The organism is Streptomyces sp. UNOC14_S4, assembly GCF_020740835.1.
Classification (GTDB): domain Bacteria; phylum Actinomycetota; class Actinomycetes; order Streptomycetales; family Streptomycetaceae; genus Streptomyces.
Genome location: NZ_JAINFC010000443.1, coordinates 1 through 6,278 on the forward strand (window position 1 = coordinate 1; position 6,278 = coordinate 6,278).

A 6,278-nucleotide genomic window follows, 5' to 3' on the forward strand; every position below is an offset into this window, starting at 1 on the left:
CCCGCCTACCACCTCGTGGTCGACCTTCGTGACGGCCGTCGCCGCCGCGCACGGCGGCCTCCCCACCGGCCCGTAATCCACTCTTGTGAGTGATTACGGCCAAACAAACCGCGATGTACATTCGAATTCCGGAACAAAGGTCCACAAGGGCGAGAACGCGCCCGAGGTCTCTCATCCTCGTTGCCCGGCCCCGCCTTTGTGCTCCGAGCGGTCCCGGCGGCATACGGCCTGATGACGGCCCCGCCTCTGGAGGTATCCATGACCCGGAATTCTCTGTCGCCAGACCTCACGAACAAGGTTGTGCTGGGCGACACCAGCGACGCGGGACCCGCGCTGGTCTCCGACAACGGCACGTTGTTCCTGGGCTGGCGCGGGTCGGGCAACACGAACCTGAACCTGATCTTCTCGCGGGACAACGGCGCGACATTCGAAGGCAAGGCGACCTTCGGCGACACCAGTCCGTTCGCCCCGGCCCTCGCCTCGTCGCCGCTGTTCATGGCGTGGACCGGCGAGGGGGGCGGGAATCTCAACGTCGCCCGGGTCGCCCTGTTCGCCGACACCCAGGGCGGATTCGGCATCGAGGGCCTTGAGAACAAGGTCGTGCTGGGGGACACCAGCGACGCGGGACCGGCGCTGGTCTCCTTCAACGGCACGCTGTTCCTGGGCTGGCGGGGATCGGGGAACACGAACCTGAACCTGATCTTCTCCCGGGACAACGGCGCGACATTCGAAGGCAAGACGGTCTTCGGCGACACCAGTCCGTTCGCCCCGGCCCTCGTCGTGCACGGGGACAACCTGTTCATGGCGTGGACCGGTGAAGGGGGCGGGAATCTCAACGTCGCCCGGGTCGCCCTGTTCGCCGACACCCAGGGCGGATTCGGTATCCAGGGCCTTGAGAACAAGGTCGTGCTGGGGGACACCAGCGACGCGGGGCCCGCGCTGGCCTCCTTCGACGGCGCGATGTGGCTCGCTTGGCGGGGGTCGGGGAACACGAACCTGAATCTGGAGTTCTCGGAGGACAACGGAGCGACGTTCGAGGGCAAGCAGACCTTCGGCGACACCAGTCCGTTCGGCCCGGCCCTCGCCCCGCAGGCGGACGAGCTGTTCATGGCGTGGACCGGTGAAGGAGGCGGGAACCTCAACGTCGCCGTGGCCGCCCAGAGCGGCGGCCTGCGGTAACGGCCGCCCACATCGCTCACGCCGTTCACGCCGGAGGCGCGGGCCGACCGCGCACCGACCCGCCGTCACGGGCATCACGCACCGGGCAGCAGCCCGACCGGCCCGCCCGGCCCGGCGACGGCGCCTCACGGCATACGTATGAGGGCTCGCATCACGCCCCTCAGCACTCAGACGTTGAAGAGCCGCAGTTTGACGCCGAGGGAGTCGGCGATATGCGCCAGGTCGTCGGGGTCGCTGGTGACCACGGCGGCCTGGTACTGGACAGCGGTGGAGACGACGATCGCGTCCACCACATCGGAAGTGCCCGAGGCGCCACAGGCCACGCCCGCCGCCCGGCCGGTGCGCTGGTCGTCGGGCAGGACGTCGCAGCCCTTGAGGACTCGGGAGATCTGGTGCTGCGGTCCCCCGCGCCAGGCTTGCGCGAGGACGACGACCGGCACGATCGGGCGGATGTGCGCAGCCGTGAGCTCGTCGTGGAGGGCGAGGAAATCCGGGTCGCGGCGCTCGGCGGCGAGCAGTGCGCCGGTGTCGTAGACGATCGTGCGCACTACCCGACCGCCGGCCAGGGCTCGTCATCCAGCAGACCGGCCTCCAGGAGAAACTCGCGGGCGCGCTGCCTGGACTCCTCGGGCAGCTTGCCGTGCTCGTTCTCGTACTCCGCGACCAGCTCGCGCGCGGCGGCGCGGCCCTGCGCGTGAAGGGCCGCGGTCTGCGCCTTCTCGACGGCGGCCTCGGCCAGCCAGGCCGACACCGGCTTGCCTTCCTCGGCCGCGGCGGCCTTGATCGTCTCTTCGACCTCGGGCGGTACGGAAATCGACAGCTTTCTTGCGGTCATGGCTCCACGGTAGCGCGCGGTAGGAACGCATTCCTACCGAATCGCCGGGACGCCCTGCTGAACCCGCCCCGCCTCACAGCCGCTGAATGATCGTCCCCGTCGCCAGCCCGCCCCCCGCGCACATCGTGATCAGGGCGAATTCCTTGTCCGTGCGCTCCAGTTCGTGCAGCGCCGTCGTGATGAGGCGGGCGCCCGTGGCGCCGATGGGGTGGCCGAGGGCGATCGCGCCGCCGTTGACGTTGACCTTGTCCAGGGACTGCTCGAAGACCTGGGCCCAGGACAGGACCACCGACGCGAAGGCCTCGTTGATCTCGACGAGGTCGATGTCGCGCAGGGACATGCCCGCCTTGCCCAGGACGGCGCGGGTGGCGTCGATGGGGCCGTCGAGGTGGAAGTGGGGGTCGGCGCCGACGAGGGCCTGGGCGACGATGCGGGCGCGGGGGCGCAGCCGCAGGGCGCGGGCCATGCGTTTGGAGGCCCACATCAGGACGGCGGCGCCGTCGGAGATCTGGGAGGAGTTGCCCGCCGTGTGGACGGCGGTCGGCATGACCGGCTTGAGACCGCCGAGCGCCTCCATGCTCGTATCGCGTAACCCCTGGTCACGGTCGACGAGCCGCCACATGCCCTGCCCCGCGTACTGCTCCTCCTCCGTGGTCGGCACCTGCACGGCGAAGGTCTCGCGCTTGAAGCGCTCCTCCGCCCAGGCGCGGGCGGCGCGCTCCTGGGAGAGGAGGCCGAGGGCGTCGACGTCCTCGCGGGTGAGGCCGCGCCTGCGGGCGATGCGCTCGGCGGCCTCGAACTGGTTGGGCAGGTCGACGCTCCACTCGTCGGGGAACGGCTTGCCGGGCCCGTGCTTGGAGCCGCTGCCGAGCGGGACGCGGGACATGGCCTCGACGCCGCAGCCGATGCCGACGTCGATGACCCCGCTCGCGATCATGTTGGCGACGATGTGGTTGGCCTGCTGCGAGGAGCCGCACTGGCAGTCCACCGTGGTCGCGGCGGTCTCGTAGGGCAGGCCCATCGCGAGCCAGGCGGTACGGGCCGGGTTCATCGACTGCTCGCCGACGTGGGTGACGGTGCCGCCCACGATCTGCTCGACGCAGTCGGGCTGGATGCCGGTACGGGCGAGCACCTCGCGGTAGGTCTCGCCCAGCAGGTACGCGGGGTGGAGCCCCGCGAGCGCGCCCCCGCGCTTGCCGATGGGGGTGCGGACGGCTTCGACGATGACGGGTTCCGCGGCCATGGACGCTTCCTCTCGTGGCATCCGGGGACGTCCCGTCGCCCCCGGCCCGTGCCGTATCCCCCCAGGAGCTCTCCCGGTGGCCCCTGGGGCACTCCCCCGCCAGGAACCGGCGCGCCGACCGGACGCACCGCGGCAGACACGCCGAACTGGTACGCGTTCTACTTCCCCGGTTCCTTCGGCAGTCTTGGGCCTGCCGCCCCCGCTCCGCAAGGGTCGCGCACGCCCCGGCCTCCGCGACAGATGGCCTACAGACGGCATACAGGCGGCATACGGATACGGCACGCGGATGCGGCGTACGGATACGGCATACGGATGGCGTCCCCGCCCTTGCCACTCTCAGGGCCCGCCTCTACCTTCGGCCTATCTGATGCACCGTCAGACATTCGAGGTGGTCGCCTTGTCCGGATCCGTGCTGCCCGAGGGCTTCGACCTCACCGACCCCGACCTCTACGCGCACCGGGTGCCGCTCCCGGAATTCGCCGCGCTGCGGCGTACGGCACCGGTGCGGTGGATCGCCCAGCGGCACGGCGCCGCGGGCTTCGACGACGACGGCTACTGGGCCGTGACCCGGCACGCGGACGTCAAGGAGGTCTCCACCCGGCCGGAGGTCTTCTCCTCGGCGGCCAATACCGCGGTCATCCGCTTCAACGAGCACATCGACCGTGAGCAGATCGACGTACAGCGCCTCATCATGCTCAACATGGACCCCCCGGAGCACACCCGTGTCCGGCAGATCGTCCAGCGCGGCTTCACCCCGCGCGCGATCCGGGCGCTGGAGGGCGCGCTCCGGGACCGCGCCGCGGCGATCGTCGCGGCGGCCGAGCGGCGCGGCGCGGGCGACTTCGTCGCCGACATCGCCTGCGAACTGCCGCTCCAGGCCATAGCGGAGCTCATCGGCGTGCCCCAGGCCGACCGGGCCCGGATCTTCGACTGGTCCAACAAGATGGTCGCGTACGACGACCCGGAACTGGCCATCACCGAGGAGGTCGGCACGACGGCGGCGACGGAGCTCATCTCCTACGCCATGGGCCTGGCCGCCGACCGCAAGGAGCGCCCGGCGCGGGACATCGTCAGCGCCCTGGTGGCCGCCGAGGACGAGGGCAACCTCGCCTCCGACGAGTTCGGTTTCTTCGTCCTGCTGCTGGCCGTCGCCGGGAACGAGACCACGCGCAACGCCATCAGCCACGGCATGCACGCCTTCCTCACCCATCCCGGACAGTGGGAGCTCTACAAGGACGAGCGGCCGGCCACGGCGGCCGAGGAGATCGTGCGCTGGGCGACCCCCGTCATCTCCTTCCAGCGCACGGCGGTCCGCCCGGCGGAGCTCGGCGGCGCGGAGATCCGGCCGGGGCAGCGCGTGGGGCTCTTCTACGCCTCCGCCAACCACGACCCCGAGGTCTTCGAGCGGCCGGAGGACTTCGACATCACCCGCGACCCCAACCCCCACCTGGGCTTCGGCGGCGGCGGTCCGCACTTCTGCCTCGGCAAGTCACTGGCGGCGCTGGAGATCGGCCTGATCTTCGACGCGATCGCCGACACCCTGCCGGGCATCCAACTGGCCGGAGAACCACGGCGGTTGCGCTCGGCATGGCTGAACGGCATCAAGGAACTCCGGGTGCGCTACGCCTGACCCACCACATACGTGACATGACGTCAACTTCCTTTACCCGGACCGGAATCGGTCCGTACCTGGACCTTGCCGACGGCCACCGGCGGACTTACCCTCGGGTACACCTTCCGGGACGGCACGTTCGTCACACGTCGCACGCCCGTTGTACGCACTTGTACGCGTTTTGTATGCGTTTTGCACGCCCGTTGTGTGCCGTGCTCGCGCGACCGCGCCATCCGGGGATCGCCGAGGCCCGCCGCACCTCTCCACGGGGTGATGACTTGACGAGAGGACATCAGCATGAAGGACGCTCAAGGCAGACAGGTCACAGGCCGCGTGAGGTGGCGCAAGTTCGCCGTGCTGGCCGTGCCGGGCTTCGCCGCCACCGCGGCGCTGGCCGTCGCGCTGGCCAACGGGGCGCTGGCGGCCTCCTTCGCCGTGTCCGGGCAGGAGTTCAAGGTCAGCGCCAAGAGCCTGGAGGGCGAGGGCTTCGCGCAGTACGGCAGCGTCGACACCAACGCCCGCAACGATCTGCTGCCCGTGGCCGTCACCGCGGTCAAGAAGGCGGAGATCAAGAGCCTGTGCCAGTCCGTGGTCACCCACCTCCCCGTGATCGGCGACATCTCGCTGAACCTGCACGCGGGCCAGGGCAAGGACCCGGTCAAGGCGTCCGACCTGTTCCTCGACGCCACCCAGCTCCGCGGCAACGCCGAGTTCAGGAACCTGGAGATCGGACGCGACGCCTCCACGCTCGACAAGGGGCCGAAGGGCGCGCAGGGCCTCCAGGACCTCTTCGCCCAGCAGGCCGACCATGTGACGATCAACAACATGGAGCAGGTCGCCTGGGCCACCAACGCGGGCACCTTCAGCCTCTCCGGCCTCAGCATGAGCATCGCCAAGGGCAAGTCGGAGTGCTTCTGACGTGGCGGCCGGCATCGAGTCCGGCCGTCCACGGCGCCACCCGTGGCAGGCGTGGCGCCAGTGGCGCAAGGGCCGGCCGTTCTGGGGCGGGCTGGCGACCGTGCTCGCCGGGGCGGAGATCAGCGCCATCCCCCTGGCGCCCCTGAAGATCATGCTGCACCAGGGGATCGCGGGCATCCCGTCGGTCCTCATGGGGCTCGTCATGATCGTGATGGGTCTCAGCGGCTGGTTCGCACCGCAGTACCGCACGCTCGCCGGGATCGTGACCGTCATGGTCGCGGCGGCGACGCTGGTGATGTCCAACCTCGGCGGCTTCCTGATCGGCACGCTCCTGGGCGTGGTCGGCGGCGCGATGATCTTCGCGTGGACCCCGGTGGCTCCGGCGTCACCGCCGGGCCCACCGGGCGGGGGGACCGACACCCCGGATGCCCCCACGCCAGGCCCCGACGCCGAGACCGCGCCCCTGCCGCCCATGCCGCAGGGCTCCCCTC

General features: G+C 70.4%; 7 protein-coding genes. 4 read left to right on the top strand and 3 right to left on the bottom strand.

From position 1 onward, the window contains the following. Positions 1-258 precede the first annotated feature (258 nt). Complete coding sequence (locus K6I34_RS29005) at positions 259-1,179, top strand: hypothetical protein (RefSeq protein WP_229330350.1); 921 nt, start codon at positions 259-261, stop codon at positions 1,177-1,179. Between the two features lie 167 nt (positions 1,180-1,346). Here the strand turns inward: K6I34_RS29005 and K6I34_RS29010 are convergent, their stop codons facing one another. The 3 genes from K6I34_RS29010 to K6I34_RS29020 form a co-directional block, all read right to left on the bottom strand. Beyond that, entirely contained in the window at positions 1,347-1,727 is a 381-nt protein-coding gene (locus K6I34_RS29010; RefSeq protein ID WP_229330352.1) for a PIN domain-containing protein, read from the bottom strand. After that, on the bottom strand, positions 1,727-2,014 hold the full coding sequence (locus K6I34_RS29015; protein WP_229330354.1) for a DUF1778 domain-containing protein: 288 nt from the start codon (positions 2,012-2,014) through the stop codon (positions 1,727-1,729). Before K6I34_RS29015 ends, K6I34_RS29010 begins: the two co-directional genes overlap by 1 nt. A 73-nt stretch (positions 2,015-2,087) precedes the next feature. Continuing rightward, the gene (locus K6I34_RS29020; protein WP_229330356.1) at positions 2,088-3,257 is read right to left on the bottom strand and encodes a steroid 3-ketoacyl-CoA thiolase; all 1,170 of its coding nucleotides are present in this window, start codon (positions 3,255-3,257) and stop codon (positions 2,088-2,090) included. Positions 3,258-3,624: 367 nt separating this feature from the next. Between K6I34_RS29020 and K6I34_RS29025 the strand changes: the two genes are divergently transcribed. From K6I34_RS29025 to K6I34_RS29035, 3 genes are all read left to right on the top strand, one after another. Further along, positions 3,625-4,887, top strand: coding sequence for a cytochrome P450 (locus tag K6I34_RS29025; RefSeq protein WP_374231047.1), 1,263 nt, complete (start codon positions 3,625-3,627; stop codon positions 4,885-4,887). Between the two features lie 279 nt (positions 4,888-5,166). Further along, complete coding sequence (locus K6I34_RS29030; protein ID WP_229330361.1) at positions 5,167-5,787, top strand: DUF6230 family protein; 621 nt, start codon at positions 5,167-5,169, stop codon at positions 5,785-5,787. Position 5,788: 1 nt separating this feature from the next. Then, a partial coding sequence (locus K6I34_RS29035; protein WP_229330363.1) for a DUF6114 domain-containing protein occupies positions 5,789-6,278 on the top strand: 490 nt, incomplete at its 3' end.

Coding starts and splice junctions, on each gene's coding strand:
- K6I34_RS29005 (WP_229330350.1), top strand. CDS start 259: ATGACCCGGAATTCTCTGTCGCCAGACCTCACGAACAAGGTTGTGCTG.
- K6I34_RS29025 (WP_374231047.1), top strand. CDS start 3,625: ATGCACCGTCAGACATTCGAGGTGGTCGCCTTGTCCGGATCCGTGCTG.
- K6I34_RS29015 (WP_229330354.1), bottom strand. CDS start 2,014: ATGACCGCAAGAAAGCTGTCGATTTCCGTACCGCCCGAGGTCGAAGAG.
- K6I34_RS29030 (WP_229330361.1), top strand. CDS start 5,167: ATGAAGGACGCTCAAGGCAGACAGGTCACAGGCCGCGTGAGGTGGCGC.
- K6I34_RS29020 (WP_229330356.1), bottom strand. CDS start 3,257: ATGGCCGCGGAACCCGTCATCGTCGAAGCCGTCCGCACCCCCATCGGC.